This window comes from Micromonospora sp. WMMD1274, from assembly GCF_049179035.1.
Lineage (GTDB): Bacteria > Actinomycetota > Actinomycetes > Mycobacteriales > Micromonosporaceae > Micromonospora > Micromonospora tulbaghiae.
In genome coordinates this window covers 2,450,346-2,470,964 of the sequence record NZ_JBMHMG010000001.1, presented here as the reverse complement: position 1 = coordinate 2,470,964, position 20,619 = coordinate 2,450,346, and the positions used below count along the sequence as shown (strand labels likewise).

At 74.7% G+C, this 20,619-nt stretch carries 20 protein-coding genes and 1 riboswitch; of the genes, 10 read left to right on the top strand and 10 right to left on the bottom strand.

Annotation, left to right across the window (positions count from 1 at the left end; all coding sequences use genetic code 11):
• The first annotated feature begins 136 nt into the window (after positions 1-136).
• Entirely contained in the window at positions 137-592 is a 456-nt protein-coding gene (locus ACN27D_RS11365) for a DUF3263 domain-containing protein (protein ID WP_421499075.1), read from the top strand.
• 6 nt (positions 593-598) lie between these two features.
• Here ACN27D_RS11365 and ACN27D_RS11360 read toward each other — a convergent pair whose 3' ends face one another.
• Entirely contained in the window at positions 599-811 is a 213-nt protein-coding gene (locus ACN27D_RS11360; protein ID WP_013288875.1) for a hypothetical protein, read from the bottom strand.
• A 151-nt stretch (positions 812-962) separates the two neighbouring features.
• Between ACN27D_RS11360 and ACN27D_RS11355 the strand changes: the two genes are divergently transcribed.
• The 4 genes from ACN27D_RS11355 (at position 963) to ACN27D_RS11340 (ending at position 4,179) form a co-directional block, all read left to right on the top strand.
• On the top strand, positions 963-1,865 hold the full coding sequence (locus ACN27D_RS11355) for a hypothetical protein (RefSeq protein WP_421499074.1): 903 nt from the start codon (positions 963-965) through the stop codon (positions 1,863-1,865).
• A gap of 150 nt (positions 1,866-2,015) precedes the next feature.
• Positions 2,016-2,525, top strand: coding sequence for a GNAT family N-acetyltransferase (locus ACN27D_RS11350; RefSeq protein WP_223165255.1), 510 nt, complete (start codon positions 2,016-2,018; stop codon positions 2,523-2,525).
• A gap of 154 nt (positions 2,526-2,679) precedes the next feature.
• On the top strand, positions 2,680-3,135 hold the full coding sequence (locus ACN27D_RS11345; protein WP_357900355.1) for a hypothetical protein: 456 nt from the start codon (positions 2,680-2,682) through the stop codon (positions 3,133-3,135).
• A gap of 3 nt (positions 3,136-3,138) precedes the next feature.
• Positions 3,139-4,179, top strand: coding sequence for an SRPBCC family protein (locus tag ACN27D_RS11340; protein ID WP_421499073.1), 1,041 nt, complete (start codon positions 3,139-3,141; stop codon positions 4,177-4,179).
• 19 nt (positions 4,180-4,198) lie between these two features.
• Here ACN27D_RS11340 and ACN27D_RS11335 read toward each other — a convergent pair whose 3' ends face one another.
• From ACN27D_RS11335 to ACN27D_RS11305, 7 genes are read right to left on the bottom strand one after another with little or no spacing between them, the layout of a single operon-like run.
• Complete coding sequence (locus tag ACN27D_RS11335; protein WP_421499072.1) at positions 4,199-6,439, bottom strand: AAA family ATPase; 2,241 nt, start codon at positions 6,437-6,439, stop codon at positions 4,199-4,201.
• A gap of 36 nt (positions 6,440-6,475) precedes the next feature.
• Entirely contained in the window at positions 6,476-6,970 is a 495-nt protein-coding gene (locus ACN27D_RS11330; protein WP_421499071.1) for a hypothetical protein, read from the bottom strand.
• A 45-nt stretch (positions 6,971-7,015) separates the two neighbouring features.
• Positions 7,016-7,777, bottom strand: a complete 762-nt coding sequence (locus ACN27D_RS11325) for a GTP-binding protein (protein WP_199733027.1) — start codon at positions 7,775-7,777, stop codon at positions 7,016-7,018.
• Entirely contained in the window at positions 7,755-8,204 is a 450-nt protein-coding gene (locus ACN27D_RS11320) for a DUF742 domain-containing protein (RefSeq protein ID WP_120572877.1), read from the bottom strand. Before ACN27D_RS11320 ends, ACN27D_RS11325 begins: the two co-directional genes overlap by 23 nt.
• Positions 8,201-8,665 carry a roadblock/LC7 domain-containing protein gene (locus tag ACN27D_RS11315; RefSeq protein WP_013288866.1) on the bottom strand — a complete coding sequence of 155 codons (465 nt, stop codon included), beginning with the start codon at positions 8,663-8,665 and terminating at the stop codon, positions 8,201-8,203. The genes ACN27D_RS11320 and ACN27D_RS11315 overlap by 4 nt, the downstream gene beginning before the upstream one ends.
• Complete coding sequence (locus ACN27D_RS11310; RefSeq protein ID WP_421499070.1) at positions 8,662-11,541, bottom strand: nitrate- and nitrite sensing domain-containing protein; 2,880 nt, start codon at positions 11,539-11,541, stop codon at positions 8,662-8,664. The genes ACN27D_RS11315 and ACN27D_RS11310 overlap by 4 nt, the downstream gene beginning before the upstream one ends.
• A complete protein-coding gene (locus ACN27D_RS11305; RefSeq protein ID WP_121686415.1) occupies positions 11,528-12,706 on the bottom strand; it encodes a hypothetical protein in 1,179 nt (392 codons plus the stop codon). The genes ACN27D_RS11310 and ACN27D_RS11305 overlap by 14 nt, the downstream gene beginning before the upstream one ends.
• Positions 12,707-13,080: 374 nt before the next feature.
• Between ACN27D_RS11305 and ACN27D_RS11300 the strand changes: the two genes are divergently transcribed.
• The 3 genes from ACN27D_RS11300 to ACN27D_RS11290 all read left to right on the top strand — a co-directional run bounded on the left by ACN27D_RS11300 (position 13,081) and on the right by ACN27D_RS11290 (position 17,460).
• Positions 13,081-15,945 (top strand): alpha/beta fold hydrolase, encoded by a 2,865-nt coding sequence (locus tag ACN27D_RS11300; protein WP_421499069.1) that lies wholly within the window; start codon positions 13,081-13,083, stop codon positions 15,943-15,945.
• Entirely contained in the window at positions 15,945-16,862 is a 918-nt protein-coding gene (locus tag ACN27D_RS11295) for an ABC transporter permease subunit (RefSeq protein WP_194801866.1), read from the top strand. Before ACN27D_RS11300 ends, ACN27D_RS11295 begins: the two co-directional genes overlap by 1 nt.
• Before the next feature lie 151 nt (positions 16,863-17,013).
• The gene (locus tag ACN27D_RS11290; protein ID WP_120572882.1) at positions 17,014-17,460 is read left to right on the top strand and encodes a DoxX family protein; all 447 of its coding nucleotides are present in this window, start codon (positions 17,014-17,016) and stop codon (positions 17,458-17,460) included.
• A gap of 54 nt (positions 17,461-17,514) precedes the next feature.
• Here the strand turns inward: ACN27D_RS11290 and ACN27D_RS11285 are convergent, their stop codons facing one another.
• Entirely contained in the window at positions 17,515-18,156 is a 642-nt protein-coding gene (locus tag ACN27D_RS11285) for a DUF4232 domain-containing protein (RefSeq protein ID WP_421499068.1), read from the bottom strand.
• A gap of 7 nt (positions 18,157-18,163) precedes the next feature.
• Positions 18,164-18,442: an ArsR/SmtB family transcription factor gene (locus tag ACN27D_RS11280; RefSeq protein ID WP_233586207.1), complete on the bottom strand. Its 279-nt coding sequence runs from the start codon at positions 18,440-18,442 to the stop codon at positions 18,164-18,166.
• A gap of 18 nt (positions 18,443-18,460) precedes the next feature.
• On the opposite strand from ACN27D_RS11280, the gene ACN27D_RS11275 reads away from it, so the two are divergent.
• A complete protein-coding gene (locus ACN27D_RS11275; protein ID WP_233586208.1) occupies positions 18,461-18,838 on the top strand; it encodes an EamA family transporter in 378 nt (125 codons plus the stop codon).
• A gap of 72 nt (positions 18,839-18,910) precedes the next feature.
• Positions 18,911-19,043: riboswitch (SAM riboswitch) on the top strand.
• A gap of 12 nt (positions 19,044-19,055) precedes the next feature.
• The gene (gene thrC, locus ACN27D_RS11270) at positions 19,056-20,345 is read left to right on the top strand and encodes a threonine synthase (RefSeq protein ID WP_357896312.1); all 1,290 of its coding nucleotides are present in this window, start codon (positions 19,056-19,058) and stop codon (positions 20,343-20,345) included.
• Positions 20,346-20,619: the final 274 nt, after the last annotated feature.

Genomic DNA, 20,619 nt, shown 5'->3' with positions numbered 1-20,619 from the left:
CCTGGTCCGCGCCGCCGGCTCCCCCCGGCGGTGCGGACCCCGCGTCCGATGCGGCCGGGGGCGGCCCTGGTTACGCTGGGGCTCCCCCGGCCGGCGCGCTCCGCGTGCCGGTCACCCGCCGTCGGAGAGGAGCGCCATGTCCGCCGACGCCTCGCAGCGGGCCGCCGTCGACCGGCCCGACCCGTCGGGGCCGGCAGCGGGCACGCGCCAGGCGGGTGCCGTCCCGCCGCCACGCACCGCGCCCCCGGTCGAGTCCACGCCGCCGGACCGGTCCGCGCCCGCCGACGACAGCACGTCCCTCGACGACGTCGCCCCGTCCGGTGGTACGGCGTCCGCCCCGGCGCCGTCCGGCGCGCCGGGCGACGGCCTCACCGAGCGGGAGCGGCGGATCCTCGCGTTCGAGGCGCAGTGGTGGAAGCACGCCGGCGCCAAGGAGCAGGCCATCCGGGACACGTTCGGGCTCTCCGCCACCCGCTACTACCAGCTGCTCAACGCCCTGCTCGACCAGCCGGCCGCACTCGCCGCCGAGCCGGTGCTGATCGGCCGGCTGCGCCGGCTGCGCTCGTCGCGGGCCCGTAACCGGCGCCGCTGACCGGCGTCACTTCTCGTACGTGCGCAGCCCGTTGCCGATGGCGAAGAACGTCGGCGCCCACTCGCCGATGAAGATGCCCCAGCGGTCCGCCCGCGCCACCCCGGCGCGCTCCATGTGCTTGGAGAGGAACCAGCTGGTGACCGAGAGGCCGATGCTGACGAACCCGGCGAGGTAGGCGTGCTCCGCCCGGATGCCGCCTTCGTGCAACCGCTCCAACATCTCGAACCCCCTGTCACCGGGACCGACCCGGTCGCGTCCGACGCTACCGAAGGTCCGGAGAAGATGACGCACGGTTACCTCGATCGGGTCGGCCGCGGATGACCGGGCGCGGGCCGGGTAGGCGGCCGGCGACGACGAACGGAGGCCGACGATGGGGGCACCAGACCGCCGGTACGCGATCGGCAGCAGGCCGGCCCGCCCGGTCGCGGAGGCGCCGGTGATGCGGGTGCGTTCCGCCTCCGACCCGGCGCCCGGGCGGTCGGAGAACGAGGACGTGGTCTTCCGGTTCGGCCCGCTCGTCGGCGTCCTCGACGGCGCGACGGTGCCCGACGGCTTCGACACCGGCTGCACCCACGGTCCCGCCTGGTACGTCCGGCACCTGGCCGCCCGGATCGGCCTGGCGATCGCGGCCCGCCCCGCGGCCACGCTGATGAGCAGCCTCGCGGCGGCCGTCCTCGCGGTACGGGCCGACCACGGCGGGACGTGCGACCTCGACCATCCCGGCACCCCGTCGTCCACGGTCTGCCTGCTGCGGCACAGCGGTGACCGGGTCGACTACCTGGTGCTCTGCGACAGCCCGCTGGTGCTCGACACCGACCGCGGGATCGAGGTGGTGACCGACGACCGGCTGGCGGACGCGGTGGCGGACCTGCGCCGCAGCGCCGCAGCGCTGCCGGACGGCGAGACCGACCCGGTGACCCGGTTCCGGCGCGCGACGACTGTGCAGCGGACCCGGATGAACCGCACCCACGGCTACTGGGCGGCGGCGAGCGACCCGGACGCGGCGTACCACGCGCTGACCGGGACGCTTCCGCTGCGCGGTCCGGGGGCGCTGCGCCGGGCCGCGCTGCTCAGCGACGGCGCCTCCTGCGCGGTCGACCAGTTCGGCCTGTTCGACTGGGCCGGGCTGCTGGAGGTGCTGTCCGTGGAGGGCCCGGAAGGGCTGATCGGCCGGGTCCGCGCGGCCGAGCGGGACCACCCGGACCGGCTGCGGCGGCACAAGCGCACCGACGACGCCTCAGCCGTGCTCTGCGAGTTCGACCCCTCGGCGTGACCACGCTCACGCCGGAACGACCGGTCGGATGACAACGCAGCGTGAGGCGGGAACACCCCGGGGGTACGACCGGACGAGGCGGTCGGCCATAGCGGCAATCCCTCCCCAAAGGGGTGGACGACCCGGACCACGCGCGGCAGACTGCGCGACGTGACGGGTGCTGTACGGCTGGAGCCGGTGGACGAACGGAACCTTGAACCGTTGCTCTCCGTAGCGGCGGCTGAGGCGGAGCCGGAGGACGTGATGCCTCCGGTGGACGCCCCCGCGGGCTGGTCGCTGGCCCGCCGCGACGCGTTCCGCGAGTTCCACCGCGCCAGCCTCGGCGGGCTGAACGGCCCGACCCGCACGGCCATGTACGCGATCGTCTCCGGCGGTGAGGTGGTCGGCATGGTGCGGATGACCCGCCGGGACGAGCCGGGGACGGTGGAGACCGGCATGTGGCTGGGCCGGTCGGCGCGGGGCCGGGGCCTGGGCGCCGCCGCGCTGCGGCAACTGCTGAACGCCGCCGCGGCGGCCGGGATGCACACAGTGGTCGCGAAAACCACTCCGGACAATGCGGGTGCGATCTCGGTGCTGCGTAAATGCGGTGCGGAATTGCGTGAGGAAGACGGAAGCCTGCATGCCCGGATGAGCCTGGATTCGGCACTTCCGATCCGCTGAGGCTCCTCGCTCACCGTTTACGTTTCTCCTGCTCAGTACCGCCTTGATGGGTGGTTTCGCGCTCCTGCGGAAATGTTTTGCCGATGGGGTGACGGGTACTGCCCGCCTCTCCGGGACGCGATGTCCGCCTCCCGGAGAGCGCGAAGGAGAGCGGATGAAAAGCGGATCACGGGTGGCGTTGGCAGTCGGTTTCGGCTATCTGCTGGGTCGCCGGAAGAAGATGCGTACCGCGCTGACGCTCGCCGCGGCGGTCGCCGCCGGGCGGGCCAGCCGGCGCCCGGGCGGTCTGAAGCAGCTCGGCGCGGACCTGATGGCCGCGAACCCGCAGTTGCGCAACCTCGGTGGGCTGGGCCCGCCGCTGGTGGCGGCCGGGCGGGCGGCCGCGACCGCAGCCGCCGGCAACGGCATCGACGCCATCGGCGGACGACTGCGCGGCGGTGCCGACGCGTTGCGCCGCAGGAGTGGCGCGGGCCGGCCGGATGCCGAGCGCTCCGCGCCGGACGGGTCGCGCTCCGCGCCGAAGGGCGAGCGCTCCGCGCCCGACGAGGAGCAGGAGCTGGACGACCAGCCCGGCGCGCCGGTGCCGGCCCGAGCCGATCGGGGGCGGTGAGCCGTGGCGACGAGCAGCCTGGCCGACCGGGCCCGCGACCAGATCGGTGGCGAGCTGCGCAATCTCGCCTCCGCGATCGGGGAGCGGGCCGTGGAGGCGGTCACCGAGCGGGTCACCGGCGCCACCGGTCGGCTCAGTGAGTACGCCAAGCAGGGCGGCGGGCCCGGCCTGGTGGCCGCGGCCACCGGCGCGCAGAAGCTCGCGGACGGCGACTCCCCGCTGAAGGCGATGTTCCATGCCGGCCTCGCCGGCGGTAAGGAGAAGGTGATGTCGGTGTTCGGCGGCGGCAAGGGTGGCAAGGGCGGCAAGGGCGGGGGCAAGAAGCTCAAGGTCACCAACATCGTCGAGACCATCGAGGTCGGCGTGCCGGTCCGGGTCGCCTACAACCAGTGGACGACGTTCGGTGACTTCCCGAGCTTCATGAAGAAGGTCGAGCAGGCCGACTGCGACGCCGACGAGAAGATGACCTGGAAGGCGCAGGTCCTCTGGTCGCACCGCACCTGGGAGTCGACGATCGTCCGGCAGATCCCGGACCGGCTGATCCACTGGCGGTCCAAGGGCGAGAAGGGCTCCGTCGACGGCACGGTCAGCTTCCACGAGGTCGGCCCGGAACTGACGAAGATCCTGGTGGTGCTGGAGTACCACCCGCAGGGCTTCTTCGAGCACACCGGCAACCTGTGGCGGGCCCAGGGCCGCCGCGTGCGGTTGGAGCTGAAGCACTTCGTCCGGCACGTGATGACCGAGACCGTGCTCGACCCGGACTCCGTCGAGGGCTGGCGCGGCGAGATCGCGGACTCCCAGGTCGTCAAGGACCACGAGACCGCGCTCCGGAAGGAGCGGGGCGACGCCGGGCCGGAGGACGACGAGTACGCCGCCTACGACGAGGGCGAGGACTTCGACGACGACGAGTACGCCGACGAGCCGGTCCTGACCGCGCCGGAGCGCTCCCGCCGTCCGGCACGCGGGCAGCGCGAACCCGAGCGGCGCCGCCGCGTCCCGGAGCGTCCCCGCCGCCCGGCCGCCCGCCGCCGCGGCGAGAGCTGACCGGAGGCGGGCCGGTTCGTCAGGACCGGCCGGTGGCGTACGACTCCAGGTGCGCGAGCTGCACCGGGTCCAGGGAGGGGCGGACGCGGGTCCGGGCCGCCTCGACGTGCGCGGCGGTCACGGTGCTCGCCTCCAGCGACTCCCGCATGGCGGCCAGCGCCGCCTCCCGGATCAGCGCGGCGCAGTCGGCGGCGGAGAAGCCGTCCAGCTCGGCGCCGAGCGCGTCGAGGTCCACGTCCGGCGCGAGCGGGACGCCCCGGGCGGACGCGCGGAGGATCTCCGCGCGGGCCGGACCGTCCGGCGGCGGCACGTAGACCAGCCGTTCCAGCCGGCCCGGACGCAGCAGCGCCGGGTCGACCAGCTCGGGACGGTTGGTCGCGCCGACCACCACCACGTTGCGCAGCGCCTCCACGCCGTCCAGCTCGGTCAGCAGCGCCGCCACCACCCGGTCGGTGGTACCGCCGTCGGTGGCCTGCCCGCGTACCGGGGCCAGCGCGTCCACCTCGTCCAGGAAGACCAGCGTGGGCGCGGCCTGGCGGGCGCGGCGGAACAGCTCCCGGACCGCCCGCTCGCTCTCACCCACCCACTTCGAGAGCAGCTCCGCGCCCTTCACCGACAGCACGTTCGCCCGCCCGGTACCGGCCAGCGCGGTCACCAGATAGGTCTTGCCGCAGCCGGGCGGACCGTAGAGCAGCACGCCGCGCGGCGGTGTCACGCCCAGCCGGGCGAACGTGTCCGGATAGGTGAGCGGCCAGAGCACCGACTCGGTGAGCGTCTGCTTGACCTCGTGCAGCCCGCCCACGTCGTCCAGCGTCACCGACGCCAGCTCCAGCGTGGACGCGGACATCGTGGTCGGCCGGACCACCTCCAGCGCGGCGGTGAAGTCGGCCATCGCCACCGTCGGCGTCTCCACCGTCTTCTGCCGCAGCGCCGCGCGCACCCCGGCCTCGCGTACCAGCGCCGCCAGGTCCGCCGCGACGAACCCGGGGGTACGGGCGGCCACCTCGTCCAGCCGGACGTCACCTGCGAGCGGCACCTCGCGGGTCAGCACAGTCAACTGCTCCCGGCGCAGCGCCGCGTCGGGCAGCGGCACGGTGATCCGCAGCGCGAGCAGGTCCGGGCCGCGCAGCGCCGGGTCGACCGCCTCGGGGCGCCCGCTGGTGCACACCACAGCGGCGCCTGCTCGCAGCGTCTCGGCGACCACCTGCCGGAACACGGTGGCCAGCGGGCCCGGCTCGTCGGCCGGGGCGATCGACTCCACGTCGGTGACCAGCAGCACGGCGGGACCACCGGCGCGTACCGCCGAGGCCGCCTCGCGCAGCCGGCGGGCCGCCGCGTCGTTGCTGAGCGCGGCCAGTTCCGGTGCCCACAGCGGCCGGACGCCCGCGCCGACCCGGGCGGCCACGGCACGCACCAGCGCGGACTTGCCCGAGCCGGCCGGACCCTCCACCAGCACGCCGAGCGAGACGGTGGTGCCGAGCCGGCCCAGCACCTCGCGGTGGTGGAAGCCCAGGTCAAGCAGTTCGGTCAGCTCCTCGGCCTGGGCGCGCAGACCGGGCAGCTCGTCCACGTCGGGCGCGTCCTCCGGGCCGAGCAGGTCCGCGTCGGGTTCCGTCCCGGCCGGGGCGGCGGGGGCGGAGAACCGCGCGGTGGAGGCCGAGGACGCCGGGCCGGAGCCGCGGGTGGCGGCGCCGTGTTCCCAGCCCACGACCGTGTCCATGGTGACGAGCGCGCCGACCGCCGGTTCGGCCGACACGACGGTGAGCAGCGTGCTCGTCCAGGCGTACCCGACGGAACTGGCCAGACTGCGCCGCGCGGCCTCGATCAGGCCGCGCACGGCGGCGTCCGGCAGCACGTCCTGCGGCAGCAGCGAGACGTCGTCCCCGGCGGTGACCACCTTGCCCAGCAGCGCGAGCCGCAGCATCTCCGGCGGGACCGCGGCGACCACAGCGGCCGGGCCGGACAGGGTGAGCCGGCGTGCCGGGGTCGCGGGCAGCGGGCTCACCGTGACCTGGCCGCCGGCCCGCAGGCCGAGGTTGCCCAGCAGCAGGTCGTCGGCGTGCAGCAGGGCGCCGCTGGTGCTCGGCTCGGCGGCGGCCGCGATGCCGGCGGTCACCCGGCGGCCGGTCAGGCGTACCGGGTCGCCGGGGCGCAGCGCCAACGCGGTGAGCACCTCGGGATGCAGGCGCACCACGCCGCGCCGGGCGTCGAGCGCGGCCGGCCGCAGCGTCGCGGTCAGGGTCAGGTCGGGTTCGGCCACCCGCCGACAGTAGCCGCCCCGATCATCGGGTGCCGGTCAGCGCGTACCCGGGTCGTCCAGCAGCGAGGGGTCGCGCCGGATCATCTCGGCCAGCCGGGCCGCCGGGTCGGACTCCAGCGGGTCGTGGCCGGGCGCGGGCACCGTCTTCACCGACATGGGCCACGCCGGCGGCGGCGCGGGCGGCGCCGCCGGGCCCACCGTCACCGCCGTGCCGGACCAGGAGACCCGCAGCGGGTACGCCTGCTCGCCCAGTTCCACGCGCAGCGTCACGGCCAGCCCGGGGTGCTCGGCCACCACCCGCCGGACCGCCTCGGCGACCTCCTCGACCGGGTCACGCCGCACCGGCGCCTCGCCACCGCGCAGCCGGTACGCGCCGTGCCCCGCCCGCCCGTCGCCCGGCTCGTCCGCCGCCTCCTCGGGTACGTCCCGCCCGGCCGCCCCGGCCGGCTCCCCGGGCATCGGCGCCCGGCGGCGCAGCGCCTCCTCGCGCCGCGCCATCCGGGCCAGTGTCTCGTCCAGATCACCCCTCATGGCGTCCACCCCTTCGCCCGACAACGGATCGAAACGACTGCCGGTTCAGCCTGCCCGGGATCGGGTGGCCCGGTCCAGCGCGCGGTCCAGGACGACGAGCAGGGCGTCCCGTACCGAGAGGCGGTCCCGGGCGTCGAACTGCACCAGCGGCACGTGCTCACCGATCGCCAGCGCCCAGCGGATCGACGGCAGGTCCAGGGCCAGCCGGCCGTCGAAGGCGTTGACGCCCACCGCGAACGGCAGCCCGGACCGCTCGAAGAAGTCGATCGCCGGGTAGCAGTCGTCGAGCCGGGCGCTGTCCACCACCACGAGCGCGCCGAGCGCGCCCCGGGCCAGGTCGTCCCACATGAACCCGAAGCGTGCCTGTCCGGGCGTACCGAAGAGGTAGAGCTTCAGGCTGCGGTCGATGGTCACGCAGCCGAAGTCCATGGCGACGGTGGTGGTGGTCTTGCCGGCGACCCCGCCCGGGTCGTCGATGCCGATGCCGGCGGTGGTCATCTCCGCCTCGGTGGTCAGCGGAGCGATCTCGGAGATCGCGCCGACGGTGGTGGTCTTGCCGACCCCGAACCCGCCGGCGATGAGGATCTTGACCGGGATCGGCGGCCGGGGCGCCGGCACCCGGCTGACGATCGGGGCCGGTTCGGCCGGCGGCACACCGGGCGGCAGGTACGGCAGCGGCGGCGTGGGCGGGGGCGGCGTGGCCCGGCCGATCAGCGGCGCCGGGCCGCCGTAGCGGCTCGGGGCGCTGTTGGCGGACGGCCCGCCCGTGGCGGCCGCCGGCCATTCAGGAGATCGCACGAAGTCCATCAATCACTCGCAGGATGATGTCGGGATCGAGGGCGTCGTCGACGTCCGCGACGTGCACGTCGAGATGGCCGGCGGCCCGCAGGTCGCCGACCAGCACCCGGGTCACCCCGAAGTGCATCCGGGTCCGGGCGGAGATCTCGGCCACCGAGACGGGCTCGGCGCAGATCGCGACGATCGCCGCCAGCTCCGGGGCCAACCGGGCGGTCACCGCCCACGAGGTGCTGCCCGGACGAGCGGTGACCTGGGTCTCCAGACCGATCGCCGGGTCGCCGTCCACCCGTCCGGACGTCAGCACGAAGGGGCGTGGGCCGGTCGGCTCCCCGTCGCCCGCGTCCGGCTCCGGCACCGGAGCGGACGCGTGCAGGAAGGGGCGGATCCGGAAGCCGGGTTCCGGCTCCGGGTCCGCGCCGGCGGCCCCTGGGCTCATTGCTGTACGGCGTTCTTCAGCTCGGCGATCAGGCGCGGACTCAGGGCACCGCCGGCGCGGCCGGCGAACAGCGTCATCTCGTACGCCACGGTGCCCAGGTTGGCCGTGCGGTCGGCGACGACGCCGAGCACCGAGCCGCTGCTGATCGCGCTGATCAGCAGGTAGCCCTCGGCCATGTCGACGATCACCCGGTTGAGCGCGCCGAGCGCGTACCAACTCGCCGCGCCCCCGGCGAGGCTGGTCATGCCGGAGACCACGGCGGCGAGCCGTTCCGCGTTGGACCGGTCCTTGATCGCGGACATGGCCATCAGCAGCCCGTCCGAGGAGACCGCGATCGCCTCCATCACCCCGGCGGTGCTGGAGGTGAACGAGTCGAGCAGCCAGTTGAAGGTGCGTGCCTCGGGACTGAGGTCGCCGGTGGTGCTCTGTTCGACGTTCTCGTGGAGGAAGGGGCTGGTCACCGTGATGGGTCCTCTTCGTAGCGGCGGTCGGTACTGACTTCGCGCAGAGCACGGGCGACGCCCGCCTCGAACTCGCTGATCCGGTTGCGGACCTCGACGGGGTCGCCGGGGTCGGAGCTGGTGGGCGGCACGGACTGGGCCGGGGCGACGGACAGGTTCGCGCCGGGCACCCGGCGGCTGAGCCGGGGCCGTTCCGCCGCCGACGGCGTGGGATCGACCGCGCCCTCGGCCCGCCGTACCCCGTCCTGGAACGCCTCGACCAGGGCCCGGACGCTCGACGGGTCCGCCGGCACGCCGATCAGCGGCCCGCCAGTGGCCGGTCCGGCCGGTCCGGCCGGTGGTGCCGGCGGCGCGGCCGGCAGGTTCGCGCCGGGCACCCGCTGCCGGATCGGTGACCGGGTACCGGGCCGCCCGGCGGGCGGGCCGACCGGGTTCGGTCCGGTCGGCGCCGCCACGGCCGGGGGCGGCCCGGCCGGCGCCGGCGGGCGGGCGCCACCGGGCGGCGGCACGAGCCCCGGCCCGCGCTGCGGCGCGACTGCCGGCCCGTGCTGCGGCGCGATCGCCGGGCGGTGCTGCGGCGCGAGCCCGGGACCGTGCTGCGGGGCGACGGCCGGGCCGGCGGGCGGCGGTGCGAGCGCCGGGCCGGTGGGCGGCGCCAGGGCCGGGCGGGTGGCCGGCGGCGCCAGGGTCGGGCCGGTCGCCGGCCCGGCGGCCGGGGGAGCGGCCGGGGCCGGGCCGACGACCGGTGTCGGCGGGGAGACGTGCCCGGGACGTGCCGCCGGTCCGGACGGCCGGGTCGCCGGCGGCCAGACCGGCGGCGGACCGCCGGCGGCCGGACCGTCGTCCTCGTCCGTCTCCGCGGTGCCGGCCTGGCTGCCGAAGGCGTTCCACGGGTCGCCGCTGGACATGCTGCGCGTGGCCCGGGTCAGCAACTCGGCGTCGAAGCCGGCCGGCGCGTCGACGGCCGGTGGCTCCGGCTCGTGGGTGCCCGGCACCGCGGCGCGGCCGGCGCTGACGCCGACCGGCTCGGGACGGCGGATCACGAGCGAGGCGCCCGGGATCTCCAGGGCGGCGGTGACGCCGCCGCCGGGGGTGTGGCTCAGCCGGACGCTCCAGCCGTGCCGGCGGGCCAGCCGGCCGACCACGAACAGGCCGAGCACCTCGGTCGGGGCGAGGTCGAGGCGTTCCCGCCGGGTGAACCGGGCGTTCTCCTCGGCCATCCGGTCCTCGGTCAGGCCGATGCCGTGGTCGACCACGACCAGCCGTGCGCCGCCGTCGGTCAGCTCACCGGTCACCACCACCCGCGTGTGCGGCGGCGAGAACGAGGTGGCGTTCTCCATCAGCTCGGCGAGCGTCAGCACCAGGTCGCCGGCGATGGCGGGGGACGCCGCCACGCCGGGCGGGACCTCCACGTCGACGCGGGTGTAGTCCTCGATCTCGCCGAGCGCGAGCCGGACCACGTCGGCCAGCGGGACCGGCGCCACGTGACCGTCCGAGCCGGTGGCGCCGGAGAGCACCACCAGGCTGCCCGCGTTGCGGCGCAACCGGCTGGAGATGTGGTCCAGCCGGTAGAGGTGTTCCAGGCGGCCCGGGTCGGTCTCCTGCCGTTCCAGCCGGTCGATGAGCGCGATCTGGCGGCCGACCAGGTTCTGCGTACGGCGGCCGACGTGGCCGAACATCTGCGCCACGTTGCGCCGCCCGGCGACCTGCCGCTCGACCAGCCGGGCGGCGGTGTGCTGCACCCGGTCGAACGCGCGGGCCAGGTCGCCGATCTCGTCCCGGGCGCTGATCTCCACCGGGTCGAGGCGTACCGGGGGGACGGTCTCGGACTCGTCGTCGGCGACCCGGGTCAGCTCGGCTTCGGTGACCCGGGCGACGCGCTCGGCGGAGCGGGTGAGCCGGCTCAGCGGCCGGGCCACCGTCCGCGCCACGGTCATGCTCAGCAGCACCACGACGAGCAGGATCGCCGCCGCCGCGAGACTGACCAGCCAGGCCGCGGTCAGGGCCTCCCGTTCCCGGGCGCGGGTCTCCGCGATGACGTCCGCGACGACCTTCTTCTCCACGAACTGGCCCAGCGTGATCATCGACCGGGCCGAGGGGAACAGCACGTCCAGCGGCACCGGCGCGATCGCGCCGACCGGGTCGCGGAGGCTGTCCACCAGGAACGTCGGGCTGGTCCGGGCGGCCACCGCCGCGTCGTCCAGCTCGGCCACCTTCAGCTGCTCGGGCGTGATCAGCTTGCGGAACCGCCGGTTGTCGACGTTGAGCCCCGCCATGCACGCCACGAACGACCGGGCCACCAGCGGATCGCCTGTCGCCTTGACCAGCACGATCTGGGTGGTGCACGAGCTCAGTGCCTCGTCGACGCGCAGCAGCGCGTCCAGGGCGAGCACCTGCCGTCCGGCCGCGGTGTCGGTGTCCACCTGGAAGGGCAGCCGCAACGCGTCGATCAGGGCGGTGTCGACCTCGCCGAACACGGTCAGGATCTGCTGCGGCGTGGCCCGGCCGGCGAGCGTGGCGTTGCGGACGTCCTCCAGCCGCCGTACCCCGTCGAGGCTCTCGCGGACCGCCGACGGCAGCGGCTCGGCGCGCAGGTCGGCGACCCGGTCGTCGACGGTGGCCGACTTCTGGATCAGCTCGGTACGGCTCACCCGCCCGAGCAGCAGCCCGACCGAGAGCAGGCGTTCCTGCTGGAGGTCCTGGACCAGGCTGCCGACCCGGCTGGCGACGCGGACGGTCTCGGCGGTGTCGGCGGCCCGCTGGGCGGTGGTCACCCGGTCGATGACGACCGGTACGGCCAGTCCGACCATGCTGAGCAGCGGAATGATCACCAGCAGGGCGAGCTTGCCCCGGATGCGTAATTTACCGAGCAGCATCGAACGGCCTCCACCGGTCGGCGTCGCCACCGTGCCCCACAGCGACCGGCTGGCGGTCGGCGCCGGGCGCGGTGAGCGGTGGTTCCGGGTGGACAGTGGGCGCCGGTGCGGCCTCGGCCGGTTCCCGGCGTGCCGGGGTGGCCCGGGACCGGTCCCGGCGCAGCGCGGCGACGTGCAGCGCGACGATCCCGGCGATCAGCAGAACCGCCGCCCCGGCGGCGATCCGGCCCAGCAGCCGGTCCCGCTCCAGGGCGTCGAGGCGTTCCACGAGCAGCGCGTCGAGCTGGTCGAGGATGACCGTGCGGAGCTCCTTGGCGGCGTTCTGCGCGCTGATCCCGGCGCGGGTGAGCTGGTCGGTGCCCGGCGCGGCCCGGCCGGCGCCGGGCGCCGAGTAGGTCGCGAACGTCTCCAGTGAACGCTGGTAGGTGTCCAGCGGGGTGAGCACGTTGGCGCCCAGGTCGGTGCTCTCCGAGCTGTCGACCGCCGAGCGCAGGTCGGCGACCAGGTCGGTGGCGGGACCGAGCGCGGAGACGCGCAGCTCGGCCAGCTCCGCGCCCACCCGCGCGCGCTCGGCGGCGGGGCGCTTGGCGGACAGCCGGGCCAGGTCGACGAGGCGTCCGGCCAGCACCGTCGCGGTGGGCAGGTCGCCGCCGATGCCGTCCTGGAGGAAGAACGAGTCGGAGCGCGGGTCGCGGATCAGGCCGGAGCTCTCCCGTACCTTGCGGTAGAGGGCCAGGAGCAGGTCGGACGCCTCGCCGTAGGCCCGGTACGCGGCCTCGGGGTCACCGATCCCGCGGTCCGGCAGCGACTCCAGCTTGGCCCGCAGCCCGGCCCAGCGTTCGTGGGTGCGCAACTCGTCTCCGACGGCGTTGTCCACCTCCGCGACGCCCTCGATGGCGGCGGCGAGCGAGGCCCGGGACACGGCTCCCTCGGCGACGGCGATGGCCTGGGCCTCCACCAGCGTGTCGGTGACCGGCCCGAGGGCGCGCAGGTAGCGGACGCCGAGCCGTTCCCGGGTCGCCAGGTCGTGGTCGTCGGCGAAGTCGCGTTCGGCCTGGACGAAGATCAGCCCGAGCGGGGCCAGCAGCGCCAGCACCAGAACCAGGGCGAGCGTACGGCCCGGTACGGCGGGCCGCCGACGGACCCGCGACGCGGGGACTGTCATGGTGTGTCTCCTCCGGCGACGGCGGGGCGATCGGTGCCCCGGGAGGTCGCCGTACGCAGTCCCGTGCACCGGACCGGAAAAGTAGCCGAACCGGACGCGGGTGGGACCTCGGCCGATGAGTCGGCTTCACGTCAGTCCACTTTGGGTGACCCTGTGTCAGGGCGAATGGTACGTAGCGTGCGATCGTGTAGCCGAGAAGTGACATCGACGGTGGTTTGCGCCCGTAGATGTGAATTCACATGATCCGAATTCGTCCCGCTGGGATGCTCTGGACCTTTGGCGGATGACGGACGCTACGCGACGATCGGTGCAACCGGACAGACGTACGGCGGATCTCAGCGAATGCTCAGCCGTCGGCCCGTACCGTGTGGCGCATGAGATCAACCGCCGCGCGGCTCCGGCGCGCCCTGGCCGGCCGTCCGCGCCGCACCGTCGCCGCAGTGGTGGTGGTCGTCCTCGTCGCCGCCGCGCTGGTCTGGGTGGCCCGGCCGGGCGGCACGGGCTTCCGGACCGAGCCGGAGACGGTGACGGTACGCTCCGGGCCCTCCGGCGACGAGCCGGTCGACCTGGACACCACGCTCTACCTGCCGGAGGACGCCTCCTCGTCCAACCGGGTACCGGCGGTGCTGCTGGCGCACGGCTTCGGCGGGACCAAGGACTCGGTCCGCTCCGACGCCGAGGACCTGGTCGCCCGGGGGTACGCGGTGCTCACCTGGACCGCCCGCGGGTTCGGGCGCAGCGGCGGCCAGATCCACCTGGACAACCCCGACTACGAGGTGCGGGACGCGCAGCGGCTGCTCGACCGGCTCGCCCAGCGGCCGGACATCCGCCTCGACGCGGCCGGCGACCCCCGGGTCGGTGTGGTCGGCGGCTCGTACGGCGGCGGCCTGGCCCTGCTGCTGGCCGCGCAGGACCAGCGGATCGACGCGATCGTCCCGATGATCACCTGGAACGACCTGTCCCGGGCCTTCCTGCCGGAGAGCAGCGGCCGGCAGCCCACCGACGGTGTGTTCAAGAAGGGCTGGGCGGGCATCTTCTTCGGCGGCGGCGGGAACGCCGGATCCGGCCCGGCCGGTCTCTCCGGGGCCACCGCCGCCGCACCGGAGGGCGCACCCGAGTCCGCCGGCCCGCCGAGCCCGCAGCCGGGCGCCGGGCCGGGCAGCGGTCCCGGTCGCGCGCCGGCCGGCGCCGCCGACCCGTCCTGCGGGCGCTTCGCGGCCGACGTCTGCGCCGCGTACCTGCGCATCGCCACCACCGGCCGGGCCGACGCGGCGGCGGTCGAGCTGCTGCGCCGGTCGTCGCCGGCCGGCGTGCTGGACCGGATCAAGTCGCCGACGCTGCTGGTGCAGGGCGAGGCGGACACGCTCTTCCCGCTGGCCGAGGCGGACGCCAACGCCCGGGGCATCGCCGCGGCCGGCACGCCGGTGCGGGTCGCCTGGTTCACCGGCGGCCACGACGGCGGCTCCGGGCCCACCTCCGACTCCGACCGGGTGAAGTTCCTGACCGCGCAGTGGCTCGACCACTACGTCAAGGGCGACGGGGCGGCCCCCGGCGACACGTTCACGTTCTCCCGGATCGCCGGGTTCGACGCGCTCGACCGGGGCCTGGTGGCAACCGGCTTCCGCACCGCCGACTATCCGGGCCTGACCGGTGAGGGCCGCCGCGAGGTGACGCTCGCCGGTCCGCCGCAGCCGGTCGCCGTACCGCCCAACGGCAACCCGGCGGCGATCTCCTCGGTGCCGTTCGCGGGCGCGCTCGGCTCGCTGCTGGACGGCGTCGCCGGTGACATCCCCGGCCAGCACGCCCGCTTCGAGTCGGCGCCGCTGGACGAGCCGGTCGACGTGGTGGGCGCGCCCACCGTGCGGATCAGGGCCGCCTCACCGACCGGCGAGGCGGTGCTGTTCGTGAAGCTCTACGACGTCGACCCGCAGGGCGCGGCCACGCTGCCGTCCGGCCTGGTCGCGCCGGTGCGCCTGACCGGCCTGCCGGCCACCGTCGACGCGGCCACGCCGGTCACCGTGACGCTGCCGGGGATCGTCCGGCGGGTCGAGGCCGGGCACCGGCTGCGGCTCGTCGTGGCGACGTCGGACCAGGCGTACGCCTCGCCGGCCGAACCGGCCGTGCACACGGTGGCGCTCGCGGACGGGCCGCTGACGCTGCCCACCGTCGACGCCACGCCGATCCCCACCACCGCCACGATCTGGCGCTGGGCGCTGGCCGGACTGCTCGCCGCGATCGTGGCCGGGCTCGTCGTGGTCGTGCTGCTCACCCGTCGCCGGCACCGTCGCCAGGACGACTCCGTGCACCCGGAGTACGCGGGCGTCCCGCTCGCCGTGCGCAACCTGCGCAAGGAGTACGCGGACGGTTTCGTCGCGGTGTCCGACGTCGACTTCGAGGTGCACCCCGGCCAGGTGGTCGGCCTGCTCGGGCCCAACGGCGCGGGCAAGACCACCACGCTGCGGGTGCTGATGGGGCTGACCCAGCCCACCGCCGGTGAGATCTACGTCTTCGGTCACCGGCTGGTGCCGGGCTCGCCGGTGCTGTCCCGGATCGGCGCGCTGGTCGAGGGACCGGGCTTCCTGCCGCACCTGTCCGGCCTGGACAACCTCAAGGCGTACTGGCGGGCGACCGGCCGGCCATGGGAGGACGCGCACTTCGACGAGGCGCTGGAGATCGCCGGCCTGGGCGACTCGGTGCACCGGCGGACGAAGAAGTACAGCCACGGCATGCGCCAGCGGCTGGCCATCGCCCAGGCCATGCTCGGCCTGCCCGAGCTGCTGGTGCTGGACGAGCCGACGGACGGGCTGGACCCGCCGCAGATCGCCGAGATGCGCCGGGTGCTCCAGCGCTACGCCACCGACGGCCGGGCGGTGCTGGTCTCCAGCCACCTGCTGGCCGAGGTGGAGCAGACCTGCACGCACGCGGTGGTGGTGAACAAGGGCCGGATCGTGGCGTCCGGCCCGGTGGAGGAGATCGTCGGCGAGTCGCCGAGCGTGCTGTTCGAGGTGAGCGACCCGGACGCGGCGCGTACGGTGCTCGACCGGCTCGGCGGCGTACGGGTGCTGCCCGACGTCGACGGCGGGCTGGTGGTCGACACCAACGGCACCGCCCGCAGCGAGGTGGTGGCGGAACTGGTCCGCGCCGGCATCGGGGTGGACCGGGTGGTGCCCCGGCGCCGCCTGGAGGACGCGTTCCTCGCCCTGGTGGGCGAGAACTCTCGGGGAAGCGGGGACCGGTGATGGCGGGTTCGTCTGTGGCATCGTCGCCTGGTGGCGGCACGTCCGGTACGGCGGCGCCGGGCGCGGGCGGGGCGGCGGCCGGTTACCGGCCCTCGGCCACGCTCCCGTTCGCGGCGGAGTTCCGGCGGCAGGCGTCGCGCCGGCGTACCCAGCTCGCGCTGGGGTTCATGGTGCTGCTGCCGCTGATCATCCTGGTGGCGTTCCAGTTCGACGCCGGGGACGACGACGGCGGCGGGCGGGGCGAGTTCTCCAGCCTGGCCGACCTGGCCACCTCGGGCGGGCTCAACTTCACCCTGTTCTCGATCCTGGTGTCCGCGTCGTTCCTGCTGGTCGTGGTGGTGGCGCTGTTCTGCGGCGACACGGTGGCGAGCGAGGCGAGCTGGGGCAGCCTGCGTTACCTGCTGGCGGTGCCGGTGCCCCGGGCCCGGCTGCTGGCGGTGAAGCTGGTCGTCGCGCTCGCGTACTCCGGGCTGGCGTTGCTGTTGCTGGCCGGCACCGCGCTGCTCGCCGGCACGCTCCGGTACGGCTGGAAGCCGCTGAGCAGCCAGGTCTCGGCCGAGCTGGCCCCGGCCGACGGGTTGCTGCGGCTGCTCGGCGTGCTCGGCTATCTGGCGGTCGTGCTGCTGGTGGTGGCCGGGCTGGCGTTCCTGCTGTCGGTGACCACCGACGCCGCGCTCGGCGCGGTCGGCGGTGCGGTGCTGCTGTGGATCCTGTCCAGCATCCTGGACCAGATCACCGCGCTGGGCGGGCTGCGGAACCTGCTGCCGACCCACTACAGCAGCGCCTGGCTGGGGTTGCTGTCCACGCCGATGCAGACCGACGACGTGGTCAAGGGCGCGTTCTCGGCGGTCGTCTACGCCACGCTGTTCTGGGGTCTGGCCTTCTGGCGCTTCACCCGCAAGGACGTCACGAGCTGAGGTGACCGGACGGGGTCGCCACGGGAGTGGTCCGGCCCATATCATGGGAGCGTTCCCACAGGATTGTCCCGCCTGCAAAGAAATCGATTAACATCAATCAGTAGTCCCGCCATCCTGGACGGCGTCCGGCACCCGTACCAGGAGGTTTCCCATGATCCCGGCGCAGCTGAAAGCCCCCGTGCTGTCCCTGTTCCGCATCGTCACCGGCGCGCTCTTCCTCTGCCACGGCGCCGCCTCGATCTTCGGCGTCTTCGGCGGCAACCCGGCCACCGGCGGGGCCGTCCCGTTCGGCACCTGGCCCGGCTGGTGGGCGGCACTGATCCAACTCGTGTGCGGCGCGCTGGTGCTCGTCGGCCTGTTCACCCGGCCGGCCGCGCTGCTCGCCTCCGGCTCGATGGCGTACGCGTACTTCGTGGTGCACCAGCCGGACCACCTGATGCCGATGCAGAACGGCGGCGAGCTGGCCGCGCTCTTCTGCTGGTCGTTCCTGCTGGTCGCGGTGCTCGGCCCGGGAAACTGGGCGCTCGACACGCTGCTGGCCCGCCGCCGGTCCGTCGCGACCGAGCCCACCGCGGCCCCGGCCTCGGTCCCGGCCTGAGTCCGCGGCGGCGAACCAGATCCCGGTCGGGGTGATCCCTGCCGGGCTCTGGTTCTACAGCGGATTGACCGGCGCAGTCGTGGGCGGCGGCGGGACGGCCGGCGTGGGTGTGCCGGCCGGGTCGGGCTTCCGGCGCTCCCACGCGCTGACGCCGAGCCGGCCGGTGTTGCCGAGGTCGATCGGCCCGTCCAGGGCGACCGGGTACGCCGGCCGGTCGGCCACCGGCGCGACGTCGAGTTCCCTGCCGTCGGTCGCCACCACTGTCGGGTCGGTGACCAGGTTCCGCCAGATCAGCGCCGCGCCGGCCCGCTCGCCGGGGGCCAGCACGATCCGGGTGGGCGGGTGGTCGAAGCCGGAGGTGATCGGCTTGGCACCCGGGATGATCCGCACCTCGATCGGGTCGCCGTCGGCGTCCCGGAGCGTGACCGCCGGATAGCCGCGCAGCTCGTACGGCCGGTCGCCGCAGTTGAGCAGTTCCAGGCCCATCGCTCGCAGGCCCATCGCGGCGCTCACCCCGAGCCCGGTGATCGCGATGCCCTCCGGGGAGCAGGTGGCGGCGGGCGTGTGGTCGGCGGTGGGAGCGCCCGGCCGCGGCGGCGGGTCGGACAGTCCGTCCGCGGGCCCTCGGGCCGGGGTGCAGGCGGCCATCAGCGTCACGCCGGTGAGGACGCCGATCAGGCGCGCCGGTCTCCGCATCCGGCGATCATGCCACTCCGCCGCGCTCGGCGAGGACCGCGTCGAGCAGGCCCGGGTAGAGACGGTCCAGTTCCTCGCGGCGCAGCCGCACGTAGCGGGTGGTGCCGGCGACCCGGGTGCGGGTCAGGCCGGCCTCCCGCAGCACCTTGAGGTGGTGGCTGCGGGTGGCCTTGGAGACGCCGAACTCGAACGAGCCGCAGGCGTGTTCCCCGCCGGGCGCGAGCGCCCGCACGATCTGGAGCCGGACGTCGTCGGCCAGCGCCGCGAGCACGGCCGTGACCGGCACCTCGCGCAGCTCGGGTTCGTGCAGCTGCTCATGATCGGCGCCGTGCTCGGCTGGGCGTTCTACACCCACGGCGCGAGCCGGTTCCCGGAGTGGTCTGCGCTGCGCTACACCACGCTGACCGCTGTCGCGGGCATGCTCGCCATGCTCGCCGCCAGCGCCGTCGCCGACCTCACCGGGCTCCAGCACGCGCCGGCCGCCGCCGACCTCGTCGCGATCGCTCCCCAGCTCGCGTACGCGGTGCTGGTCGCCGCCGTCCTCGCGGTGCTGGCGTGGAACACCGGCGTACGGCGGCTCGGCCCGGCCGACGCCGCGCTGTTCATGAACCTGGTGCCGGTGGCCACGTTCGCGGTGCAGATCCTGCGCGGCTACCGCCCGGTCGCGGTGGTCGGACGCTGAGCCGGCCCACAGCGTGGGATCCCGGGGTGGCGCGGCCGTGAGCAGCGCCTAGACTCGGCGGCACAACTGAATACCTCATCCAGAGGGGCTGAGGGATACGGCCCGACGACGCCCCGGCAACCACCCGCACGCTCGACGACGAGCGACGGCGGGCAGGTGCCAATTCCGTCCCCGCCGCACCCGGCGATGCGGGGAAAGATGAGAGGAAATCCTCGACATGACGTCGACGCTTCCCGTCGCCACCGGTATCGACACCACCCTCAGCCCGGCCCGCGCCCTGGTCTGCCGCGCCTGTTCGGCGCGGTACCCGCTCGCCGCCCAGCACGCCTGTTACGAGTGTTTCGGGCCGCTGGAGGTCGACTACGACACCGCCGCGCTGGCCACCGTCACCCGCGAGCGGATCGAGGCCGGTCCGGACAACATCTGGCGGTACGCGGCGCTGCTGCCGGCCGGTCAGGACCCGGCCACCCGGGTCACGCTCGACCCGGGGCTGACCCCGCTCGTCGCCGCTCCGCACCTCGCCGCCGAGCTGGGGCTCACCGCGCCGCTCTGGGTCAAGGACGACAGCGCGAACCCCACCCACTCGTTCAAGGACCGGGTCGTCTCGGTGGCGCTCACCGCGGCCCGGGCGCTCGGCTTCTCCCGTTACGCCTGCGCGTCCACCGGCAACCTCGCCAACTCCGTCGCCGCGCACGCGGCCCGGGCCGGCGTGCCGTCGATCGTCTTCATCCCCGGCGACCTGGAGCAGGGCAAGGTCGTCACCACCGCTGTCTACGGCGGCGACCTGGTCGCCATCGACGGCTCGTACGACGACGTGAACCGGCTCTGCGGCGAGCTGGTGGAGACCGACGAGTTCGAGGACACCGCGTTCGTCAACGTGAACGTGCGCCCCTACTACGCGGAGGGCTCCAAGACGCTCGGCTACGAGGTGGCCGAGCAGCTCGGCTGGCGGATCCCGGCCCAGGTGGTCATCCCGATGGCCAGCGGCGAGCTGCTCACCAAGATCGACAAGGCGTTCACCGAGCTGGTCGAGATCGGGCTGGTCGAGGCGCCGGCCGGCGGCTGGAAGGTGTTCGGCGCGCAGTCGGCCGGCTGCAACCCGATCGCCACCGCGCTGCACGGCGACACCGACACGATCACGCCGGTCAAGCCGGCCGGCATCGCCAAGTCGCTGAACATCGGCGACCCGGCCGCCGGGCTGTACGCGCTGGAGGCGGTCCGCCGTACCGGCGGCTGGATGGACTACGCCGACGACGACGAGATCCGCGCCGGCATCCGGCTGCTCGCCCGTACCACCGGGGTGTTCGCCGAGACGGCCGGCGGCGTGACGGTCGCGGTGCTGCGCAAGCTCGTGGAGTCCGGCCGGCTCGACCCGGCCGCCGAGACGGTCGTGTTCAACACCGGCGAGGGCCTGAAGACGCTCGACGCGGTGGCCGCCCAGGTCGGCCCCACCCACCGCATCAAGCCCAGCCTCCGCGCCGCCCGCGACGCCGGCCTCCTCGCCTGACCCGGAGCCGGCCTCGGCCGGGTGGGGGAGGTGGGCTCGCCCGGGTGGGGGATCGGGTGAGACCGGTGGGTAACCGGTGATGTGCGGTGAGTGCCAGAAAACCGCCCTCAAGGACTTGACGGCAGGAACCGGACGGCGCAAGATGCTTCGTGCGGGAGGGCATCCGCCGGAGACTTTTCAAGTTCTTGCGACCCAACGCCGGAGGCGTTGTGCGGACGTCCCTCCCGACCAACGTCCGAAGGGGCCGGCGGAAAACCGCTGGCCCCTTCGCTGT

Bases quoted from the DNA above. Each gene is read 5' to 3' on its own strand.
- ACN27D_RS11365 (WP_421499075.1), top strand. From the start codon at position 137: ATGTCCGCCGACGCCTCGCAGCGGGCCGCCGTCGACCGGCCCGACCCG.
- ACN27D_RS11360 (WP_013288875.1), bottom strand. From the start codon at position 811: ATGTTGGAGCGGTTGCACGAAGGCGGCATCCGGGCGGAGCACGCCTAC.
- ACN27D_RS11355 (WP_421499074.1), top strand. From the start codon at position 963: ATGGGGGCACCAGACCGCCGGTACGCGATCGGCAGCAGGCCGGCCCGC.
- ACN27D_RS11345 (WP_357900355.1), top strand. From the start codon at position 2,680: ATGAAAAGCGGATCACGGGTGGCGTTGGCAGTCGGTTTCGGCTATCTG.
- ACN27D_RS11330 (WP_421499071.1), bottom strand. From the start codon at position 6,970: ATGAGGGGTGATCTGGACGAGACACTGGCCCGGATGGCGCGGCGCGAG.
- ACN27D_RS11325 (WP_199733027.1), bottom strand. From the start codon at position 7,777: ATGGACTTCGTGCGATCTCCTGAATGGCCGGCGGCCGCCACGGGCGGG.
- ACN27D_RS11320 (WP_120572877.1), bottom strand. From the start codon at position 8,204: ATGAGCCCAGGGGCCGCCGGCGCGGACCCGGAGCCGGAACCCGGCTTC.
- ACN27D_RS11310 (WP_421499070.1), bottom strand. From the start codon at position 11,541: ATGCTGCTCGGTAAATTACGCATCCGGGGCAAGCTCGCCCTGCTGGTG.
- ACN27D_RS11305 (WP_121686415.1), bottom strand. From the start codon at position 12,706: ATGACAGTCCCCGCGTCGCGGGTCCGTCGGCGGCCCGCCGTACCGGGC.
- ACN27D_RS11300 (WP_421499069.1), top strand. From the start codon at position 13,081: ATGAGATCAACCGCCGCGCGGCTCCGGCGCGCCCTGGCCGGCCGTCCG.
- ACN27D_RS11295 (WP_194801866.1), top strand. From the start codon at position 15,945: ATGGCGGGTTCGTCTGTGGCATCGTCGCCTGGTGGCGGCACGTCCGGT.
- ACN27D_RS11290 (WP_120572882.1), top strand. From the start codon at position 17,014: ATGATCCCGGCGCAGCTGAAAGCCCCCGTGCTGTCCCTGTTCCGCATC.
- ACN27D_RS11285 (WP_421499068.1), bottom strand. From the start codon at position 18,156: ATGCGGAGACCGGCGCGCCTGATCGGCGTCCTCACCGGCGTGACGCTG.
- thrC (WP_357896312.1), top strand. From the start codon at position 19,056: ATGACGTCGACGCTTCCCGTCGCCACCGGTATCGACACCACCCTCAGC.